This window comes from Micromonospora sp. NPDC005087 (assembly GCF_042872965.1).
Taxonomy (GTDB): Bacteria; Actinomycetota; Actinomycetes; order Mycobacteriales; family Micromonosporaceae; genus Micromonospora.
The window spans coordinates 13,962-32,032 of the sequence record NZ_JBIALB010000033.1 but is presented as its reverse complement, the minus strand read 5'-3'; the positions used below and the strand labels follow the sequence as shown (position 1 = coordinate 32,032).

The following is an 18,071-nucleotide window of genomic DNA, read 5'->3' as shown; positions in this document are numbered from 1 at the left end:
CCGCCGATGCGAACACCGCCTCCTACGAGGTCACCGTCGAGCACCTCGCCGACTGGATCGCCACCCGCGGCTACGCCACCAGCTGACCCAACCACCAACAACGACAAGGGCCGGACCCCAACCAGGGGTCCGGCCCTTCGTCATGCCCGGGTCAGTGTTCGCTGCCCGCGCGGATCGGCTCGGCGTCCGGGGTCGGTTCGGTCGCCTCGAACCGGTGGGCCCGTCGGCGCAGCCACCACGTGCTGGCGAGACCGGCGAGCACCGCGAGGGCCAGCCCGGCCCAGGAGATGTCCTTGAGCCAGTGCTCGGCCGCACGGCCCACGGTGAAGAGCAGGTAGGTGGTGCCGAACGCCCAGACCAGGCCGCCGGCCGCGTTGGCCAGCAGGAACCGCCGGTACGGCACGTGCAGTGCCCCAGCGAGCGGCCCGGCCAGGATCCGCAGCAGTGCCACGAACCGGCCGAAGAAGACCGCCCAGACGCCGTACCGGGCGAAGCTCTGTTCGGCGCGGGCGAGCTGTGCGGGGCCGAGATGTCGGGGGAAGCGCCGGCCCAGCCGGGCCAGCAGCGGACGGCCACCCCGGCGGCCCACCGCATACCCGACGGAGTCCCCGATGATCGCTCCGGCGGCAGCGGCGGTGGCGACCCACTCCGGTTCTACCACACCGGTGGCGGCGAGCAGGGCGGAGCTGACCAGGACGATCTCGCCGGGCAGTGGGACACCCATGCTCTCCACGCCGATGACCCCGCCGACGAGCAGGTAGACCGCGATCGGCGGCAGCGACACGAGCCAGTGCTGAACGTCGAACACCGTCGACCCCCTCCCCGTCCGGCCTCGAACCCTACCGTCGGCCGGTCGCTCGGACCCGACGTCGGGTTGCGCAACTAGCAAGACGGACGTACGGTTTTGTTGAGAGCGGAATCGGCGGTAAGTGTCACCTAACCTCGGCGGCACCCTGGCCGGTGCGACACACTGCTCAGGACTACTCACGGTCGCTGGTGTGAAGGAGTACGACGTGGCGAGCCTCGACACCTTCGGTGCGAAGACCCAGCTACGCGTCGGAGACGCGAGCTACGAGATTTTCAGGATCGACAAGGTGGACGGCCACGACCGGCTGCCGTACAGCCTGAAGATCCTGCTGGAGAACCTGCTGCGGACCGAGGACGGCGCGAACATCACCGCCGACCACATCCGCCAGCTCGGCGGGTGGGACTCCACCGCCGCCCCGAGCGTGGAGATCCAGTTCACCCCGGCGCGGGTGCTGATGCAGGACTTCACCGGCGTGCCCTGCGTGGTCGACCTGGCCACCATGCGCGAGGCGGTGCGCGACCTGGGCGGCGACGCCACCAAGGTCAACCCCCTCGCCCCGGCCGAGCTGGTCATCGACCACTCCGTCATCGCCGACCTGTTCGGCCGCGAGGACGCCTTCGAGCGCAACGTCGAGCTGGAGTACGAGCGCAACAAGGAGCGCTACCAGTTCCTGCGCTGGGGCCAGACCGCGTTCAACGAGTTCAAGGTCGTCCCGCCGGGCACCGGCATCGTGCACCAGGTCAACATCGAGTACCTGGCCCGCACCATCATGGAGCGCAACGGCCAGGCGTACCCCGACACGGTGGTCGGCACCGACTCGCACACCACGATGGTCAACGGCCTGGGCGTGCTCGGCTGGGGCGTCGGCGGCATCGAGGCCGAGGCCGCGATGCTCGGTCAGCCGGTCAGCATGCTGATCCCCCGCGTGGTGGGCTTCAAGCTGCACGGCGAGATGCCGGCCGGCACCACCGCCACCGACCTGGTGCTGACCATCACCGAGATGCTGCGCAAGCACGGCGTGGTCGGCAAGTTCGTCGAGTTCTACGGCCCCGGCGTCAGCGCCGTGCCGCTGGCCAACCGCGCCACCATCGGCAACATGTCCCCCGAATACGGCTCCACCGTGGCGATCTTCCCGATCGACGCCGAGACGGTCCGCTACCTGAAGCTGACCGGTCGCGACGAGCAGCAGGTCGCGCTCGTCGAGGCGTACGCCAAGGAGCAGGGCCTCTGGCACGACCCGGACGCGGAGCCTGAGTACTCCGAGCGCCTGGAGCTCGACCTGAGCACCATCGAGCCTTCGCTGGCCGGCCCGAAGCGCCCGCAGGACCGGGTGCCGCTGGGCAGCGCCAAGACGCTGTTCCGCTCGGCGCTGACCGACTACGTCGCCGACGACTCCGTCGGTGAGCGTGACCTCAAGCCGGGCGTGCCCCGTGAGGAACTGCCGCGCGGTGCCAACGGCCCGGCCGACGAGGCCAGCGCCGAGTCCTTCCCGGCCAGCGACCCGCCGGCCAACGAGTTCAGCGACCCGGCCGACGAGCCGCGCGACCTGGAGACCGCGGCCGTCGGCTCCGGCGGTCGGGCCACCGACCCGATCCGGGTCACCGGCGCCGACGGCGTCGAGTACGAGTTGGACCACGGCGCCGTCGTGATCGCCGCGATCACCTCCTGCACCAACACCTCCAACCCCCAGGTGATGATCGGCGCCGCACTGCTGGCCCGCAACGCGGTCGAGAAGGGCCTGACCCGCAAGCCGTGGGTCAAGACCACCCTGGCGCCCGGTTCCAAGGTCGTCATGGACTACTACGAGCGGGCCGGCCTCACGCCGTACCTGGACAAGCTCGGCTTCAACCTGGTCGGGTACGGCTGCACCACCTGCATCGGCAACTCGGGCCCGCTGCCCGAGGAGGTCTCGGCGGCGGTCAACGAGAAGGACCTCGCCGTCGTCTCGGTGCTCTCCGGCAACCGCAACTTCGAGGGCCGGATCAACCCGGACGTCAAGATGAACTACCTGGCGTCCCCGCCTCTTGTGGTCGCGTACGCGCTCGCCGGCACGATGGACATCGACCTGGCCAACGAGCCGATCGGCGAGGACAGCGACGGCAACCCGGTCTTCCTGCGTGAGATCTGGCCGAACAGCGCCGAGATCCAGGACGTCATCGCCCAGGCGATCGGCGCCACCGGGTTCAGCGCCGCGTACGCCGACGTCTTCGCCGGCGACGAGCGCTGGCAGTCGCTGCCCACCCCGACCGGCGACACCTTCGCCTGGGCGGGCGACTCCACCTACGTGCGCAAGCCCCCCTACTTCGAGGGCATGCAGCAGGAGCCGAGCCCGGTCACCGACATCGCCGACGCCCGGGTGCTGGCCAAGCTGGGTGACTCGGTGACCACCGACCACATCTCGCCGGCCGGCTCGATCAAGGCCGACTCCCCCGCCGGTCAGTACCTCGCCGAGCACGGCGTGCCGCGGCACGAGTTCAACTCGTACGGCTCCCGCCGGGGCAACCACGAGGTGATGATCCGGGGCACCTTCGCCAACATCCGGCTGCGCAACCAGCTGGTCCCCGGGGTGGAGGGCGGCTTCACCGTCAACCACCTCACCGGCGAGCAGACCTCGATCTACGACGCCTCGGTCGCCTATCAGGAGGCCGGCATCCCGCTGGTCGTGCTGGCCGGCAAGGAGTACGGCTCGGGCTCGTCGCGGGACTGGGCGGCCAAGGGCACGATGCTGCTGGGCGTCCGGGCGGTCATCGCCGAGTCCTACGAGCGGATCCACCGCTCCAACCTGATCGGCATGGGCGTGCTGCCGCTGCAGTTCCCGGTGGACACCACCGCCGAGTCGCTCGGCCTCACCGGCACCGAGACGTTCACCTTCACCGGGGTGACCGCGCTCAACGACGGCGAGACCCCGCGCACGGTGAAGGTCACCACCGACACCGGCGTCGAGTTCGACGCGGTGGTCCGGATCGACACCCCGGGCGAGGCGGACTACTACCGGCACGGCGGCATCCTGCAGTACGTGCTGCGCCGCATGATCGCCAACTGACGTACCGCGTCCACCAGGGCCTCTTCCCGCCTCGGCGGAGAGGGGCCCTGCGGCGTCCTGGCCGGCCATGCTGCCCGTTGTCGGGGTGACCCCCTATGGTGTCGGGGTGGTCGACCGGCGTCAGGTGATGAGGTTCCGCGTCCAGGCACAGCAGCTCGCCCGGGCGCACGGCACGCTGGCGGACACCGCCGTGCTCGACGCCGGCGTGCAGGACACCGGCCCCGACGGCGGCCGCTGGGCGCTGGCGCTGCGCGGGGTCGACCGGGCGGCGTCGTCCGGGGCCGACCTGGTGCTGCTGTGGACCGTGCGCGGCGCGCCCCACCTCTACCGCCGCGCTGACGCGGGGGAGGTGGCGTCCGCGGTCGCACCCTGGTCCGACGCCGACGCGGGCAAGCGCATCTACGACGCCGCCAAGCCGTTGAGGGCGGCCGGCATCGCCAACCTGGAGGCTCTCGACACAGTGGCCGCCGAGCTGCGGGCCACCGTCACCGAGCCGATGGTCAAGGGCGACGTGTCGGGCCGCCTGAGCGCGGTGCTGCCCGGGCCGTACCTGCGGTTCTGCCGCCCCTGCGACGCCACGCACATCTTCGAGATGCCGTTGCGGCTGGCCGCGGTGCGCGCCGGGTTGGAATTGCAGCGCGACACGTCGCCGCCGGTGCTGCGGCGCATCCCCGGGTTCCGTGCGGCGGCCGGCGCGGGCGACCGGTTCGACCTCGTGCGCGCGTACCTGCGGCTGCTGGGTCCGGCCACCCCCGGCCACGTGGCCACCTACCTCGATGCCCCGGTCCGGGAAGTCAAGGCACGATGGCCCGAGGACGTGATCGAGGTGACGGTCGACGGCGAGAGGCGCTCGCTCCTGGCCGCCGACGAGCAGTCGCTGGCGTCGGCCGCAGCGGCGGTGACCCGCCTGCTCGGTCCCTTCGACCTCTTCCTTCAGGCCAGAGACCGGGCGACGCTGGTGCCCGATGCCGCGCGCGCCAAGGAGCTGTGGCCGGTGCTGGGTCGCCCCGGCGCCGTCCTGGTCGACGGTGAGCTGGTCGGCACCTGGCGGCCCCGCAAGTCGGGCGCCAGGATGACAGTCGCCGTCCAGCCCTGGCAGAAGCTGCCCGAGAGCAGGCGCAGGGCCGTCATCGAGCAGGCCGAGCGCCTCGCGGCGCACCGCGCCGCCACTCTCGCCGGCGTCGAGTTCCTGGACTGACGACGGACCGGACGCGTCGCGAGCGGCGCGGCCAGTTGCAGCCCACGGACGCAGCGTCATCCACCTGCGCGAGGATCACCCACCTCGGTCGCCGCTTCCGCGTCCGGCTCCTGCCGGGTCGACGTGCGGAGGTTCTTGCGCATCTGCTGGGTCGTCACCCGGTACCCCGACGAGTCGTACAGGTTGAGCGCCGTCGTGTTGTATCCGAACACGTTGAGTTCGAGAGCGTGGGCGCCCTCCTCGCGAGCCGTCCGCTCGGCGGCCGTGAGCAGTGCCCGCCCCAGACCCTGCCCGCGGCGCTCGGCGACCACCTCGATGTCGTAGAGGTAGGCGCAGTGCGCGACGCCGCGCGGATGCGTCAGCCCGATCCACAGGCGTCCGACCGGTGTGCCGTCGGCCAGCACGCCGAGCAGGAAGATCATGCCGGGCGTGGCCATCCCCTGTGGCAGCAGGGCTCTGTTGGCTTCCTCGGAGCGGCGCAGAGCCTCGTCGGCCGTCCAGGTGCCGGCCTCGACGTGGTCCTGCGCGTAGGCGGCGACGACGTCGGTCTGCCACCGGTCGAATTCCGCGCGGGACATCGGCCGCACATTCAGGTCGATCATGCGCGGGATCCTCTCACGAATCCCCTCGGCGAGGAGGACCTGCCGATCCCGCCGGCCCGGGGTGCGCGTACCACCCGGCTACGAGGCGAGGTCGGCGGCGCGGTCGAGCAGGGCGCGGCGCTCGGCGGCGGATGTCACCTCGGCCGCGGCCCTCCGGAACAGGGTGGCGGCGCGGACCCGGTCGCCCTGCCGGGCCACCAGGTCCGCCTCCACCGCGACGGCGAGCGGGTAGCCGTCCAACGCGCCCCCGGCGCGGGCCGCGCCGAGCAGCGCCAACCCGGCCGCCGGCCCGTACGCGTAGCCGTGCGCCACGGCCCGGTTCAACCCGACCACCGGCGAGGGCCGATCGCCGGCCAGGCTGTCGTAGGCCCGGGCGATCGCCGGCCAGTCGGTGGCCTCGGCGGACGCGGCGGTGGCGTGGCAGGCCGCGATCCGGGCCTGCCACGCGTACGGCCCGTCGTGGTGTACCCGCGCCAGCGCGTCCAGTCCCTCGGTGATGGCGGCCCGGTCCCACCGGCCGCGGTCCTGCCGCTCCAGGGTCAGCAGGTAGCCGGCGGCGTCGCGGCGGGCGTCGGCGCGCGAGTGCTGGAACAGGAACAACGCGAGCAGGGCGGCCACCTCGGACTGCCCCGGCATCAGCCGGTCGAGCAGCCGGGCCAGCCGGATCGCCTCGTCGGCGAAGGCCGGTTCGCCGTCGGCGACGTAGCCGCGGGTGAAGAGCAGGTACAGCACGGCCAGCACACCGGGCAGCCGTTCGGCGAGCGCCGGCCCGGCCGGCACCCGGTACGGGATGCCGGCCTCCTTGATCCGGGTCCGGGCCCGGGTCAACCGCCGGGTCATCGTCGACTCGGTGACCAGGAAGAGCCGGGCGATGTCGGCGGTCGACACCCCGCAGACGGTACGCAGCGTCAACGCCACCCGCGCCTCCGGCGCCAGCGCCGGGTGGCAGCAGGTGAAGATCAGCCGTAGTCGGTCGTCCACCACGTCCTCCCCCGCCCCGGGCGCGGGCTCCGCGTCCGCCGGCGCGAGCACCGCCAGGTCGTGCAGCTTGCGGCGCTCCACGGCGGCCCGGCGCAGCACGTCGATCGCCCGGTTGCGGGCCACCGTCATCAGCCAGCCGCCCGGGTTGGCCGGCACACCGTCACCGGGCCAGCGCTCCAGGGCGACGGTCAGCGCCTCCTGGGCGCAGTCCTCTGCCAACGCCCAGTCCCCGGTCACCCGGATCAGGGTCGCGACGATCCGTGGGTACGCCTCGGCGCCGGCGGCCGCGACGGCCTCCGCCGCCGCAGCCGCACCCGTGCCGATCGCCCGGCCGGCGTTTTCGTGCCGCTCACCGGCCGGCGTTTCGGTGCGGGTCACCCGATCAGCCGGGCAGGCCCGCGAAGGGGCGCAGTTCCAGTCGGCCGTGCCGGGCCATCGGGTGGGCCCGCGCCACCTCGATCGCCTCGTCAAGGTCGGCGCAGTCGAGCAGGTCGAAGCCCACGATCACCTCCGTGGTCTCGGCGAACGGCCCGTCGGAGATGAGCAGTTCGCCGCCGCGCACCCGGACCGTGGTGGCCGCGGTGCTCGGCGCCAGCTCGTCGCCCTGGAGGCGGCGGCCACGGGCGTCGTTCTCGGCCACCCACGCGTGGATGTCGGGTACGTCGGTCGGGTCGGTGTCCGGCTCGGCGTCGGTGCAGACAAACATCATGTACTTCATCTGGCGCTCCCTGGTGTGTCCGGGTATCGCCAGCATGACGATCGGCCGCGGCCGTTCCGGACACCGGGTGCCGGAAAACCTCGCGGGTTGTCGGTCAGTTCGCGCCGGCGGCGCGGCGTCGGGCCTCCCGGGTCTTCATGGCGTGCTCCATCAACGTGACGAGCACCTCCTTGCTGGACGCGCGCTGACGGGCGTCGCAGAGCAGCACCGGGACCCCCGGGTCCAGGTTCAGCGCGGACTGCACTTCGTCGAGCCGGTACTGCCGGGACCCCTCGAAGCAGTTCACCGCGACCACGAACGGGGTGCCCCGGCCCTCGAAGTAGTCGATCGACGGGAAGCAGTCGGCCAGCCGGCGGGTGTCCGCCAGCACCACCGCGCCGATCGCGCCCAGCGCCAGCTCGTCCCAGACGAACCAGAACCGGTCCTGCCCCGGCGTGCCGAACAGGTAGAGCACCAGGTCGTCACTGATGGTGATCCGACCGAAGTCCATCGCCACGGTGGTGGTGGTCTTCTCCTCCACCCCGGACAGGTCGTCGATGCCGACCCCGGACTCGGTCAGCACCTCCTCGGTGCGCAACGGCCGGGTCTCGCTCACCGCGCCGACCATGGTGGTCTTGCCGACGCCGAAGCCACCGGCGACCAGGATCTTGATCGCGGTGGGCAGTGGGGTCGCTCCCGCCGGCCGGTCAGAGTGCCCGTAGTCCATTGATTACCGCCTCGAAGATGCTGTTGTCGGGAAGACCGGCCGTGGTCTGTGGTTCGCGGACCTGCACCAGGCTGCGGGCCGCCAGGTCGCCGAGGAGCACCCGGATGGTGCCCACCGGCAGGTCGAGATGGGCAGCGATCTCGGCGACGGACTGTATTCGTTGGCACAGTCCGACGATCGCCAGGTGCTCCGGACCGAGGCCGACCTCCGGTGTGACGTCGCCTCGGGTCGCGGTGACCAGGGAGATCAGGTCGAACGTGCCGGTGACCGGGCGGGCGCGCCCGCGCGTCACCGCGTACGGGCGGACCACCGGGCCCGCATGGTCATCCACCCACTGATGGTCCGCGGACTCTCCCTGCACCGTCATGGCCGCTACTTCTCGCCGGCCGGCTGGTCGGCGCCGCGGGATGGGGAGGCAACGTACTTGCCGACCCTGGTGACCAGCATCGCCATCTCGTAGGCGATCAGGCCGACGTCGGTGTCCTCGCTGGCCAGCACCGCCAGGCAGGCGTTGCGCCCGGCCGCGGTGACGAACAGGAACGACGATTGCATCTCGATGATGGTCTGCTGCACCTGCCCGCCACCGAAGCGCTTGCCGGCGCCCCGGGCCAGGCTCTGGATGCCGGCCGCCATCGCCGCGAGGTGCTCACCGTCGTCCCGGCTCAGCCCCTGCGAGGAGGCCATCAACAGCCCGTCGGTGGAGAGCGCGACCGCATGCTCGGCCTGCTTCACCCGGCCCACAAGATCATCCAGCAACCACGTCAGGTCGGCACTCGAAGCCGTCTTCTGGGCCACTCGTCGTCCTCTTCTCCCCCGGCTGTTGTCGCCGTGCTCGTCTGGGGCTGACCATCACGCCGCGCGGAAACCCGCATTGCCGGCGTCCGATCAGGTGGTGCGCGGGTCCTCGTCGGTCGGCTCGGACGTCTCCGCTGGCGGGGCGCCGGAAGCGCCGTCGAGCAGTCGTGCCGCGTCGGTCCGACCTCGCCGCGTGCCGCTCTGGTAGGAGCTCATCATCCGGCGCACCTGCTCGGGCGGGCGCGCCACGTCCTCCTCGTCGGTCTCCGTCGCCGCCGGGTCGTCGCGCAGCTCGGGCACGATGCTCGCCTGCCGGACCCGCACCGGCAGGCCCGAGTCCGTCCGGTCCGCCTCGGCCTGGGCGGGCAGTGGCCCGCCGTCCGCGCCCGGCTCGCCGACGCTGGTGCTGTCCGCTGGTCCGGCACGGTCGAAGGCGGGCAGGCCGGTGGGCACCGTCGGGCCCTCCAGGGCCGGCTGGCCCAGCGTGCGCCGGGCCCGGCTGGGCAGCTCCGACAACCCGGTAGCGGGCGTCGTCCGCTGGCGGGTGGGCAGAGCGGCGTCCACATCGGTCGCGTCGGTCTGCGCCGTCGGGCTGGTGGTGTCGGTCGTCGCCGGTGCGTCGGCCGGAACCGCCGCCGGGGCGGTCGGGGTCACCAGATCCGGTACGTCCGGCGCCGTCGTACCCGCTGCCGCCGGTGGCGCGGCCAGCGCGAGGAGGCTCGGGCGACCGCTGTCGGCGGGACCTCCGGTCGACGACGGGGCCAGCGGGATGGCCGGTGACCCGGCCCGCATCGCGCCGGAGTCCTCCGGGGCAGCGCCGTTCTCGGTGACCAGCTCCAGTGGGATCAGCACGACGGCGGTGGTGCCGCCGTACGCCGACTCCTTGAGCCGGACCCGCACGCCGTGCCGCTCGGTCAGCCGGCTCACCACGTAGAGGCCGAGGCGGGCGGCGTTGGCGAGGTTCAGCTCGGACTGGTCGACGATCCGGTGGTTCGCCGCGGCCAGGTCCTCCTCGCTCATGCCGAGGCCCCGGTCCTCGATCTCGATGGCGAACCCGTTGGCCACCAGTTGGCCACGAACCTCCACCGTGGTGTGCGGCGGGGAGAACGACAGGCCGTTCTCGATCAGCTCGGCGAGCAGGTGGATGATGTCGCCGACCGCGCGGCCGGCCAGCGAGACCGGCCCGAGCGGCAGCACGTTGACCCGGGTGTAGTCCTCCACCTCGGCCACCGCGCCGCGCACCACGTCGACCATCGGCACGTTGCGCCGCCAGGCCCGGCCCGGGGTGGAGCCGGAGAGCACGATCAGGTTTTCCGCGTTGCGCCGCATCCGGGTGGCCAGGTGGTCGACCCGGAACAGGTCCTCGAGTTCCTCCGCGTCCTGTTCGCGCCGCTCCATCGCGTCCAGCAGGGTGAGCTGGCGGTGCACCAGCGCCTGGGTACGCCGGGCCAGGCTGAGGAAGACCTCGCGGACGTTGCGGCGCAGGTCGGCCTGCTCGACGGCGGTGCGCAAAGCGGTCTCCTGGACCGCGTTGAACGCCTTGCCGACCTGGCCGATCTCGTCGGTGCCGAACTCCAGGGGTGGCGCCTCGGTGGCCACGTCGACCTCCTCGCCGCGACCGAGCCGTTCGACCACGCTGGGCAGCCGCTCGTTGGCCAGGCGGAAGGCCGCGCCACGCAACCGTTCCAGCTGCCGTACCAGGGAGCGGGCGGTGGTGATGGACACGACGATCGAGGCGATGACGGCGAGCAGACCGAGGCCGGTGGCCAGCGCCAACCGGACGACGACGCCGATGGCGACCGGGGTCGCCCGGTCGACCACGCCGTCGCCACCGGCCAGCACGACGTCACTGATCTCGGTCAGCGCCGGAGCAATGGTGTCGGTCCACTCCGTCGCGGTCACGGACGGCCGGCCGGCACCACCGCCCTGCATCACCTGGGTCTCCAGGGCGGTCAGCCGGCTGAAGGTGTCGCCCGTCGACATCGTCTCGTAGCGGCGCTGGTCGGTGCCGGGGAGCCGGACCAGTGCCGAGGCGGCGACGAACTGTCGGGCGCCGACGATCCGGGTGAACTCCGCCCGCTCGGCCGTAGTGATGCGCCCGGCGGCCAGCACGCCGGCCAGCAGCGCGTCCTCCTGGGACAGCAGCTCCCGGGACCGGTTGAGGCCGATCAGCGCGGCGGTGTCCTCGGCGACCTGCTCGTCGTCGAGGTTGCCGAGCGCGTCGTACACCCGGTAGATCGACTCGATCACTCCGGTGAAGGTCGCGATGGCCCCGGCCCGGTCGATGCTCCGGTCGTCGACCGCCGTACGGGTCTTGTCCAGGTCGTTCAGCCCGGTGATGAGAGCCTTGATCCGCTGGTCGAGGGTGTCGCTGCCCAGCGCGTCGACCTGCCAGTTCTCGGTGGACTTCGTAAACTTCGCCGCCAACTGGTCGGTGCGCTGCCGCATCTGCGCCAGCGTGGCGCGCTGCGCGTCGTCGGGTCGACCGAGGTAGGTCAGCGACGTCCGACGCTCCAACTGCAACTGCAACAGCAGCGGCTCGGTGGGATCGAAGACCTTCGTGTCCAGGGTCTGCACGCCGAGCAGGTTGACCCCGTCCCGGACGGTGACCCAGGCCGTAAAGCCCCAGAGCGCCACGAGTGAGACCAGTAGAGCAACGACCTTGGTACGCAGATTCGTACTGCGGGAACCCATTACACCGTCCCTGGCGCGACCTGTGTGATTGATCAGTCAGAAGTGCGGAGTGCACGCATCGACCCGGCGCACGCTAGCAGCGTCCGGGGCCGCGCTCAAGCGCTGCTGATCATGAGACCACCGTACGTGGCCGGAGCGGGGCCCTGTCCATCTCGTTGACCAGGTCGGATCTGGTCAGGGCCAAGTGCCGGACCGCGAGAATGGCCGCACGGACGATCAGCACAGGTGTGTAGAGATCTTTGTCATGCCACAATGGAGGATGATCGTGGTGATCGTCTACCTCGGTCAGGTGACGCAACCCGCGACCGATCGCCTCCCGTACGCCCGGCCGGGCCGGTCGATGGACCCCCAGCAGCACGTGCAGGGCGTACGCGGTCTCCTCCACGGTGCCCGCCCAGCGTCCCCACGCCCCGTCCGCCCGTTGGGTGGCGACCAACCAGTCGACGGCGCGATCCACCGCCGATCCGGCGATCCCGGCCGGGGCGTACCGGTCGAGGGCTGCCACGACGCACGAGGTGGCGTAGTAGGGCGAAGCGTGCCAGCGGTCCACCCAGGAGCCGTCGGGCTGCTGCTCGTCGCCCAGCCACCCGGCCAGCGCCGCCGCACGGCCGCCGTAGCGGCTCGCGGCCGCCGACGTGTGACGGGCGTGCCAGCCGAGCGCCTCCAGCACGTGCGCGTTCGTGGTGACCGACCGCCCGTCCTCCCCCCGCCAGGTGCAGAAGTGGCTGCCGAGGTCGAAGTGGAGCAGGCTCGCCGGATCCACCGGGTGACCGAGGCGGGCGAGAGCATAGAGAGCGACCGAGGTGGTGTCCGCGTCGGCCGGTAGTCCTGGCCCGGTCGGCGTGCCATGCGGCCCGAGCGCGGCGGCCAACTCGGCGATGAGCTTCGGCGCGGGCCGGACCGGCACCCCCACTCGGGCCAGACTGCTCAGCGCCCAAGCCCGCTCGAACACCGTGATCGGCGTACAGCAGGGCACCGGTCCGTCGAGGAGACCGACAGCCGCCCCCAGGTAGGCCAGCGCCTCCGGGTCCGCGCCGGGCGTCGCCGGGTCGCCGATCCAGGCGGCGGTGGCCGCCGGCGAGGCACCGACGGCCCCGGCGACCGGGGACACGCCGCCGTGCCGGCGCGCGACCGGTCCGAGCACCTCGAAGGCGTGCAGCAGCTTCTGCGGCACCGGATGTCCGGCGCCCACCAGCGCGTGTACCGCGTCGAGCCGCCGTCGGTCCACGCCGGGCAGGGCGCGGACCCCGTCGACAAACCCCCGACCGGGGCGTGCGGCAAAGAAGGTGAGGTGGTCGTTGATCCGCTGCACCAGGGCCGCCACGATGAGGTCGGCCGCCGGCGTGTCTGGGAGCGGCGTGCCCCTTCCGAGCCAGTCGGCGAGCACGCCCAGCCCGCGGCTCGCCGCGGCGGCCAGCTCGGGCCGAGAGGAGCCCTGGGTGCCCCGCAGCGTGCCGAGCAGCGCCTCCACCGCGCTCACCGTCGGCACCACGGCGTAGCCGCTGGCGCCACCCCACCCGCCATCGGAACGCTGTTCGCCCAGCAGATACCGCAGCCGCCGGTCATGCCCGGTGAGCCACGGCGCGTCCGCGACGACCCGGCCGGTCTCGTACACCGACGGGGTGACCCGGCCCGCCGGCTCGAGCACCATGGCGGCGAGCAACTCCCGGGCCGATGCGGCCACGTCGGACTCGTCCCCGGCATCGGCGGCGGCTGGTGAGGTGGTCACAGCACGCCCCAGAAGTCGGTCGACCGGTAGAAGCCGGTGCTGAAGCCGATCTGGCGGGCGAGGTAGTCGGCCTGCACCGGGCAGCTTGTGCGCAGCGGGTCGAGCAGCTCGCGGGCGTACGCCACCAGGCCGGTGATCTGGCGCTCGATGTCGGCCCGCTCCGGCACCAACATCAACGCGTTGAGGTCGCCCCACCGCTGGTCGCGTTCGTAGGTCGCGAGGTCGTTGACGAGTCGGAGGATCCGCTGCACCTGGTCACTGGCCGCGACGAGCGCGTCGAGGTGGGTCAGCGTCGCGGGATCGCCGGAGTGGATCCAGTGCACGACGTTGACCACCGTGCAGGCCAGGTTCGCCGCGTTGGCCAGGTACTCGTCCAGGGTGGGCAGCACGCCGGTGCTGGCGGTCTGCTTCCAGTCCCACTCTCGCGCCATGGCGTCGAGCATCGTCCGCAACTCGTTCCGCCATACCGCCCCGTGGGTCGCGTACGCCGGCACGGCGGCCAGTTCGTCGTGCAATTCGGCGAGAAAACGGCCGAGAGAGTCGTCCTCCGCCGGTTTCCCGCCCTCCGCCACGGCGAGGCAGCCCGCCGCCAATCGGTCGATCTCGTCACGGGTACGCGCCTCGTGGTCGACGAGCCAGTCGACCGCGAAGCCCCACAGCACGGCCCGGTTCGTGACGCGCAACTGGGCAAGGTCACACCAGGGCGCCCCGAATGCGATCGCCATCGCGACGTTGCCGAACAGCGCCGGGTCGAACGGTCGCGCCGGGAAGAGATCGGGGTACGCCGCAGCACGTTCGGCCAGGTCACGTTGGCCCTTTGCGGCGAGGGCACAGATCCGGCCCTGCTCCGCGGCCAGCGCCATCTGGTCGCCACCGGTACCCGGCAGCGACGCGAGCCCAGCGGTCATGCGGAGACACTCCGTACCGGCTGTAGGGTCACCTCGACACGCTCGAGGGGCCGCAGCGCGGCGGCCACCTTGATACCGGGCAGAGCCTGCCGCTCCAGGCGGAACCGGAACCGGCTCAGGACGGTGGCCACGATCAGCATCGCCTCCAGGTAGAACAGGTGCATGCCGATGCACTGGTGTGGGCCGCCGCCGAACGGGAAGTGCGCGTACCGGTGCCGGTTGCGGACCTGCTCGGGGTCGAAGCGGTCGGGGTCGAAGACCTCGGGCCGGTCCCAGAACGCGGACATCCGGTGGGTGATCAGCGGGCTGACCACGAGAGTGGCGCCGGCCTCGATGCGTACGCCGCCGATCACGTCGGCTTCCAAGGCGCGGCGCGGGAAGAGCCAGCCGATCGGATAGAGTCGCAGCAGTTCGTCGAGCACCTGCCGGGTGTAACGCAGCTCGCGCAGGTGCTCGCGCCGGACCGGCGCGTCGCCGACCACCCGGTCGATCTCCTCGTACAGTCGCTCGGCGATCTGTTCGTCCTGAGCGATGTGCGGCCAGAGCCAGGTCAGTACGCTGATCGTGGTCTCGGTGGTGGTGGCGACCATGGAGACGGTGTCGTCACGGACCTGCCGCTCGTCGAGCCGGCCGCCAGCCTCCGTGCGGCCCCGCCACAGCGTGGCGATGATGTCGTCGCCATCGGTCTCGGCCGTTCCCCGGGCGGCGCGGACGATCGGGAGCACAGTGTCGTCGATGAGTCGAACTGCCCGACGGAACGCGCGGTCGCCGGGCATCGGCATGGCCAACGGCGCCCACGGCACCATCAGCCGCGGCATCACCGACCAGGCGATCGCGTCCTGCGCCTCCATGATGCGCATCGCCTGCGGCACCGAGATCTTGTCGGCGAAGAAGACCCGCATGATCGCCGAGCAGACGATCCGGGCCTGCACGGTGCCCATGTCGACGGGTTGGCCGGCGCGGGCCGGCTCGTCCAGTTCGTCGACCACTTCCTCGATCGCCTCGGCCAGCCGGTCGACCAGCGAGTCGACCCGCCGAGCGGTGAACAGCGGCTGGAGCACGTGGCGGCTGTTCTTCCAGTAATCGCCGTCACTGAGGATGCCGTCGCCGAACAACCGCTTCAGCGGACGCCACTGGAGACCGTCGCCGGCGCGGACGTAGTTGTCGGACTTCTCGCGCAGAACCCGCTGCAGGTGCTCCGGTCGCGTTATCAGGTAGGGCCGGAACGCGCCGAGGCTGAGCTTTACCACCTCGCCCTGCGACCGCTCGCCCAACTCGACCAGGGTGCGGGCCGGATCGCGGAACAGATTGGGCACCACATGGCGCAGCGGGACCGAGCCCGCCCGTCGCGGCTGAACCGGCACTGTCCGAGGTGCTGCCACGAGAACCGACACTCCCTTGTGGATGCTCTGCGTCGCGGAACGACTATGCGGAGTTAGGTGTTCGTGGAGCATGCCATCGCTCGGTCACCTTTCTCTAGGCGCAGTACGTGAAATTTTCATGCGCAAGGATCGCGCCTCCGCAGGATTCAATCCGCGGGAAGTGCGCGTGCCACAGATCCCGCAGGTAGCGGTGGTCGCGACGACCAGCCGGCATCCGAGGCGCTCGATAGTGACGAACATCACTCACTCGCCGCCCCTGAAGCGGGCCTGCCCAGGGACGCGCCGGCTCGGCCCGGGACCGCGTCACTCGTCACCCGCGCCATGCGCGCCGACCCGGCGGAACGACCGAATCCGGGCGACACCCGGCACCCTGTGCCAGGCTCTTCTCATGGACGACAAGACCATCCTGAACCGGATCTCCGAACTGGTCGACGAGGAACACAAGCTGCGCGCGGCGGCTCAGGCCCACGAGTCGGGCACCGAAGGCGAGGCCAGCGAGCGGCTGCGCAACCTGGAGGAGTCCCTCGACCAGTGCTGGGACCTGCTGCGCCGCCGGCGGGCCGCCCGGCAGACCCACGGCGACCCGGATTCCCAGGGCGAACGCCCCAAGCCCGAGGTGGAGCGCTACCTGCAGTGACCGGCGCGGAGGGTCGGGCGGCCGGTGGGGCCGCCCGACCCGTCCCGGTCAGCGAACGCCCGCCTCACGCAGCAGCTCCCCGGTCAGCGCGGCGGGATCGACCTGCTCGGCGGCCAACCCCCGGGCCACGAACCAGGTGCCGACCACGCGCACGTCCCGGGCCAGGAACTCGGGCCCCTGCGGGTTCGCCACCACGTCGACCACCTGCGGCAGGTCGATCACGACCAGCCGGCCGTCGTGCACGAGCAGGTTGTACGGCGACAGGTCGCCGTGCGCGTAGCCGGCCCGGGCCAGCACCCGCAGCGCCTCCACCAGCTGGCCCCACAGGTCGCGGAGCTCGGCCGGACCGGGCCGCAGCTGGGCCAGCCGGGGCGCGGCCTGCCCCGACTCGGCGTCGCCGACGAACTCCAACATCAACTCGGTGCCCCGCAGCTGCACCGGGTACGGCACGGCGATCCGGTCGTGGCCGGCGCCGATCTCCCAGAGCCGGGCCAGGGCGGTGAACTCGGCCGCTGCCCACTGCCCGGCGATCATCTGCCGGCCGAAGGCCGTCCGGCCGGCCATCGCCCGGTTCTCGCGGGACCGGCGCACCCGCCGGCCCTCCAGGTAGCCGGCGTCCCGATGGAACAGCCGGTGCTCGGCGTCCCGGTAGCGCTTGACCGCCAGCAGGCAGGACCGGTCCGTGTCGGGCACCGCCCGACGGACCAGGTGCACGTCCGCCTCCTTGCCGGTCTTGAGAACACCCAGCTCGGTGTCCTTGGCGGCCAGCTCGGTGACCAGCCAGTCCGGGTACGGCTGCGGGCCGTGCACGGCGTCGTCCCAGGTCGACCAGTGGTCGCCGGTGTCCGGGTCAGGTTCGCCGTCCGGGTCGGCGGGCGGCTCAGTGGGCCGCCCGCGCTTCAGAAACTGCGGCTCGTCGTCGTCGAAACGACTCTTGCCGCGGGTCCGGCGCTCCAGCGCCGGAAGGTCATGATCGCGCACTGTGGTGAGGTTCCCTTGGTCGAGGCTGATGAAGGCAGCTGGAAGCGACCTGCGAAGACGGCCATGACCGACCCCCTCTCCTCGACCGGGCGCACGCCCGGGTGCACGATGCGTCGACCATGCTCGCCGTCGCCACGGCAGCCGGTCAATCGAATTACCGAAACCCCACCGCGAGCGGCACGGGCGGCGACGCGCGGGCGGCCCGTCAGCCGCCGAGCACGATGGCGACCGCGGCGATCAGCCCGTCCACGGATCGGCTCGGCGCGAACCGGGTGTCCGACCAGGTACGCCCCCGGTGCAGCCAGACGCTGGGCAGTCCGACCGCGGCGGCGCCGCCGATGTCCGCCTCCGGGCCGTCGCCGATCACCCAGGCGCCGCGCAGCGGCATCCGGACCCGCTGCGCGGCGAGCGCGAAGATCCGCGGGTTCGGCTTACTGACCCCGGCCTCCTCGGAAATCACCCAGTCGGCGACGTAGCGGTCCAGGCCGGTCTGGCGGATCTTGGCGTCCTCCACGCGTACCGTGCCGTTGCAGACCACCACCGGCACCCAGCCGGCGTCGTCGGCGATCCGCAGGGCGCATGCGGTCAGCGGATCGAGCCGGGTCTGCGCCACCACCCCGTCGTGCAGCTCCTCCACCAGATCGATCGAGGGAATGCGCAGCTCGTAGCGGTCCCGGATGGCGTCGGCCAGATCCCAGCGGTCGGTCAACCCGTCGGCGTCGATCGAGACCAGCCAGTCGATGTCGGCGGGGGGCGCTCCGATGCCGTCCAGGAAGCGCTCACCCCAGCGGCGGAACGGCCCAGCCCGATCCAACAGGGTGTTGTCCAGGTCCAGCAGGAGCAGTGGCACTCGGGCACCCTACGGGACCGACGTGTCCGCCAACAGGGC

General features: G+C 71.9%; 16 protein-coding genes. 3 read left to right on the top strand and 13 right to left on the bottom strand.

Annotated elements, in window-relative coordinates; translation table 11 throughout:
- Positions 1 to 151: 151 nt before the first annotated feature.
- The gene (locus ACFYPS_RS34370; RefSeq protein WP_387330342.1) at positions 152 to 808 is read right to left on the bottom strand and encodes a DedA family protein; all 657 of its coding nucleotides are present in this window, start codon (positions 806 to 808) and stop codon (positions 152 to 154) included.
- 190 nt (positions 809 to 998) lie between these two features.
- On the opposite strand from ACFYPS_RS34370, the gene ACFYPS_RS34365 reads away from it, so the two are divergent.
- Together ACFYPS_RS34365 and ACFYPS_RS34360 are read left to right on the top strand one after the other, a co-directional pair.
- Positions 999 to 3,851: an aconitate hydratase gene (locus tag ACFYPS_RS34365; RefSeq protein WP_354968117.1), complete on the top strand. Its 2,853-nt coding sequence runs from the start codon at positions 999 to 1,001 to the stop codon at positions 3,849 to 3,851.
- Between the two features lie 106 nt (positions 3,852 to 3,957).
- The gene (locus ACFYPS_RS34360) at positions 3,958 to 5,049 is read left to right on the top strand and encodes a winged helix DNA-binding domain-containing protein (RefSeq protein WP_354968118.1); all 1,092 of its coding nucleotides are present in this window, start codon (positions 3,958 to 3,960) and stop codon (positions 5,047 to 5,049) included.
- Positions 5,050 to 5,105: 56 nt separating this feature from the next.
- Here the strand turns inward: ACFYPS_RS34360 and ACFYPS_RS34355 are convergent, their stop codons facing one another.
- From ACFYPS_RS34355 to ACFYPS_RS34310, 10 genes are all read right to left on the bottom strand, one after another.
- A complete protein-coding gene (locus tag ACFYPS_RS34355) occupies positions 5,106 to 5,651 on the bottom strand; it encodes a GNAT family N-acetyltransferase (RefSeq protein ID WP_354968119.1) in 546 nt (181 codons plus the stop codon).
- A gap of 78 nt (positions 5,652 to 5,729) precedes the next feature.
- Positions 5,730 to 6,956 carry an RNA polymerase sigma factor gene (locus ACFYPS_RS34350; protein ID WP_387330348.1) on the bottom strand — a complete coding sequence of 409 codons (1,227 nt, stop codon included), beginning with the start codon at positions 6,954 to 6,956 and terminating at the stop codon, positions 5,730 to 5,732.
- A 58-nt stretch (positions 6,957 to 7,014) separates the two neighbouring features.
- Positions 7,015 to 7,350: a YciI family protein gene (locus ACFYPS_RS34345; protein WP_387330337.1), complete on the bottom strand. Its 336-nt coding sequence runs from the start codon at positions 7,348 to 7,350 to the stop codon at positions 7,015 to 7,017.
- Positions 7,351 to 7,444: 94 nt separating this feature from the next.
- Positions 7,445 to 8,056, bottom strand: a complete 612-nt coding sequence (locus tag ACFYPS_RS34340; protein ID WP_354968120.1) for an ATP/GTP-binding protein — start codon at positions 8,054 to 8,056, stop codon at positions 7,445 to 7,447.
- Entirely contained in the window at positions 8,037 to 8,423 is a 387-nt protein-coding gene (locus tag ACFYPS_RS34335; protein WP_354968121.1) for a DUF742 domain-containing protein, read from the bottom strand. Before ACFYPS_RS34335 ends, ACFYPS_RS34340 begins: the two co-directional genes overlap by 20 nt.
- 5 nt (positions 8,424 to 8,428) lie before the next feature.
- Entirely contained in the window at positions 8,429 to 8,851 is a 423-nt protein-coding gene (locus ACFYPS_RS34330) for a roadblock/LC7 domain-containing protein (protein WP_354968122.1), read from the bottom strand.
- Between the two features lie 90 nt (positions 8,852 to 8,941).
- The gene (locus tag ACFYPS_RS34325) at positions 8,942 to 11,545 is read right to left on the bottom strand and encodes a nitrate- and nitrite sensing domain-containing protein (RefSeq protein WP_354968123.1); all 2,604 of its coding nucleotides are present in this window, start codon (positions 11,543 to 11,545) and stop codon (positions 8,942 to 8,944) included.
- A gap of 109 nt (positions 11,546 to 11,654) precedes the next feature.
- Positions 11,655 to 13,274, bottom strand: coding sequence for a prenyltransferase/squalene oxidase repeat-containing protein (locus ACFYPS_RS34320; RefSeq protein WP_354968124.1), 1,620 nt, complete (start codon positions 13,272 to 13,274; stop codon positions 11,655 to 11,657).
- Positions 13,271 to 14,182, bottom strand: a complete 912-nt coding sequence (locus ACFYPS_RS34315; protein WP_354968125.1) for a terpene synthase family protein — start codon at positions 14,180 to 14,182, stop codon at positions 13,271 to 13,273. Before ACFYPS_RS34315 ends, ACFYPS_RS34320 begins: the two co-directional genes overlap by 4 nt.
- Positions 14,179 to 15,501 (bottom strand): cytochrome P450, encoded by a 1,323-nt coding sequence (locus tag ACFYPS_RS34310; protein WP_387330345.1) that lies wholly within the window; start codon positions 15,499 to 15,501, stop codon positions 14,179 to 14,181. Before ACFYPS_RS34310 ends, ACFYPS_RS34315 begins: the two co-directional genes overlap by 4 nt.
- A 451-nt stretch (positions 15,502 to 15,952) precedes the next feature.
- Here ACFYPS_RS34310 and ACFYPS_RS34305 point away from each other — a divergent pair, with 451 nt between their 5' ends.
- On the top strand, positions 15,953 to 16,201 hold the full coding sequence (locus ACFYPS_RS34305; RefSeq protein ID WP_328418721.1) for a DUF2630 family protein: 249 nt from the start codon (positions 15,953 to 15,955) through the stop codon (positions 16,199 to 16,201).
- Between the two features lie 48 nt (positions 16,202 to 16,249).
- Here the strand turns inward: ACFYPS_RS34305 and ACFYPS_RS34300 are convergent, their stop codons facing one another.
- Both ACFYPS_RS34300 and ACFYPS_RS34295 read right to left on the bottom strand, forming a co-directional pair.
- Entirely contained in the window at positions 16,250 to 17,182 is a 933-nt protein-coding gene (locus ACFYPS_RS34300) for an RIO1 family regulatory kinase/ATPase (RefSeq protein WP_354968127.1), read from the bottom strand.
- 205 nt (positions 17,183 to 17,387) lie between these two features.
- Positions 17,388 to 18,032, bottom strand: coding sequence for an HAD family hydrolase (locus ACFYPS_RS34295; protein ID WP_354968128.1), 645 nt, complete (start codon positions 18,030 to 18,032; stop codon positions 17,388 to 17,390).
- Between the last annotated feature and the right edge of the window lie 39 nt (positions 18,033 to 18,071).